Raw genomic sequence first — 2,306 nt, 5'->3', positions numbered from 1 at the left:
ATGACTTACTATGCGTCTTTTTTCAACTTATTTCGCTATCTAACCTTTCGATCTATTGGGGCGTTGATGAGCAGTTTTTTTATTGTATTTTTGGTTGGAAAGCCTTTCATTCGTTGGATGAAAAATATGCAAAAAGGGGGGCAGCCTATTCGTCTTGATGGCCCTGAAACACATCTGCTTTATAAAAAGAATACTCCCACAATGGGGGGGGGGATGCTTTTATTGGGATTTTTAGGAAGTATTATATTGTGGTGCGATTGGTCTAGTCCTTATGTATGGCTTTGTGCTTTTACTTTTTTATCTTTAAGTTTTTTAGGATTTTTAGATGATATATTAAAAATTGTTTACCAAAATAGTGCGGGCTTGAGTGGAAAAAAAAAATAATATTTCAAGTGATTATCGGAATTTTTGGGGCTCTTGGGGCGTCTTGGGCTTTGTGCCGTTTAAATTGTACAACCGATACAGTATTAACAGGAGTTTATTTGCCGTTTTTAAAAAACTTTGTTATTAATTTAGGGTGGCTTTACCCTTTTTGGGCTGCTTTGGTGGTAACAGGCGCATCTAACGCCGTTAATTTAACAGATGGGTTAGACGGATTAGCAATTGGACCTGTGATGGTGACCTGTGTAGTTCTAGGAATTTTTTGTTATGTTTCTGGTCACTCAATTTTTTCTTCTTATTTAAAAATCCCCCACGTACCTATGACAGGAGAGCTTTCAGTATGTTGCGCTGCATTGCTAGGTTCGGGATTGGGGTTTTTGTGGTATAACGCCCCCCCTGCCATGATTATTATGGGAGATATGGGAGCCTTAGCGTTGGGCGGAACCTTGGCTGCAATTGCTCTTTTTATTAAACAAGAGTTATTGTTAGGGATTGTGGGAGGAGTCTTTGTTGTTGAAACATTTTCTGTAGTGATTCAAGTGATTTATTTTAAGCGCACAAAGCGGCGCATATTTTTGATGGCACCTTTACATCATCATTTTGAAAAGCGTGGATGGTCTGAGTCTACTATTGTTATGCGATTTTGGATTATTTCTTGTTTGTTAGGGATTGCGTCTTTAATGGCTTTGAAAATTCGATAGGCTTAATCAATGATTAAAAATTGGTGGGACCCTACCGGTCCTGCTCGGTGTTTGCATGAACTATCTTTTTTGCGTATTGGGTTTTTAGAGAGTTTTTTTTCTCTTTATGGGAAAAAGATCTTAGATGTTGGCTGTGGCGGAGGTGTTTTTAGTGAGGAGCTCTGGAAAAGAGGCGCTCTTGTTTCAGGTACTGATGTGTGTGCAGACAGTTTAAGGCAGGCGCGTGCTCACGCGCGTTTTTCCCACGCACAAATTTCCTATGAGTTTCCAGAATATTTTTATAATCAGCATCGTTACTTTGATGTTTTGTTGTTTATGGAAGTTTTAGAGCACGTCGATCACCTTTACGATACGATAAAGTATTGGATTCCGTTGTTAGCACCCGGAGGGTATCTTATAGGATCGACGATTAACAGGACGACGCGTTCATATTTTAAAGCGATTTTAGCTGGAGAATACATTCTTCAATGGGTTGCTCCTGGAACACACAGTTGGCATCGCTTTATTAAACCAGAGGAACTGCAAGAGGTGTTCCGGGATTTTGGATGCTGTGGATGGACAGAACAGGGATATAAATATTCTTTTTTTCATCCAAAAAAATGGATTTTTTGTTCTGAAAACGATACTAATTTCTTTTTTTCTATTCGAAAATTGCAGCATAATAATTTTTCTGATAGGGGATAGTACGGTCTTTACAAGTTTTTTTAAATAAACAAAAGTTTAGAATTTTATCAATAAAACGATTATAAAAACGAATTAAAAATTTCTAGATAAAATAGAGGGATTTCTCTTTTTTCTAGTGGTGCTGTTTACTTAGAACCCGTCTTCACAATTTAAATAAGATCTGATACAAAGCTTAGTTAGAAAGAAAATGACATGCCCTATCCGAGAGATTTAAGTGACACACAACGGAGATTGAATAAAATTTCATTTTGATACAGGGGATTATGGTAAAAAACGCAAGAGAGTGCTTACTAACAGGGTGTTTTATCCCATAAAGACGGGCTGTCAGTAGCACTTTTTTCCGCAAGAATATCCTTCCATGAAAAACTGTGTACAGGTTTACATGCAAGCAAGACAAAGCGAAATTTGGGAGAAAATGATAAGGGATTTTGTGGAAAAAAGCCGAATAAACAATGGACGAGACAATCCAACCTACAGTCTAATTGACTTACAAAGCGCAAAAAAAACGGACAAAGCTGTAAATCGAGGGATTGATGGGGG

At 37.7% G+C, this 2,306-nt stretch carries 1 protein-coding gene and 1 pseudogene; both read left to right on the top strand.

Annotation, left to right across the window (positions count from 1 at the left end; translation table 11 throughout):
* Positions 1-1,082 (top strand): annotated as a pseudogene (gene mraY / locus HE1_RS10380) (phospho-N-acetylmuramoyl-pentapeptide-transferase).
* Between the two features lie 9 nt (positions 1,083-1,091).
* Positions 1,092-1,766, top strand: a complete 675-nt coding sequence (gene ubiG, locus HE1_RS04310) for a bifunctional 2-polyprenyl-6-hydroxyphenol methylase/3-demethylubiquinol 3-O-methyltransferase UbiG (protein WP_052567357.1) — start codon at positions 1,092-1,094, stop codon at positions 1,764-1,766.
* Positions 1,767-2,306 lie beyond the last annotated feature (540 nt).

The organism is Holospora elegans E1 (genome assembly GCF_000648275.1).
Classification (GTDB): domain Bacteria; phylum Pseudomonadota; class Alphaproteobacteria; order Holosporales; family Holosporaceae; genus Holospora; species Holospora undulata_A.
Note: the sequence above shows the minus strand (reverse complement) of the source record. Positions and strands in the feature narration are given on the sequence as shown.

Excerpts from the sequence above, each read along its gene's own strand:
- ubiG (WP_052567357.1), top strand. The coding sequence starts at position 1,092 with ATGATTAAAAATTGGTGGGACCCTACCGGTCCTGCTCGGTGTTTGCAT.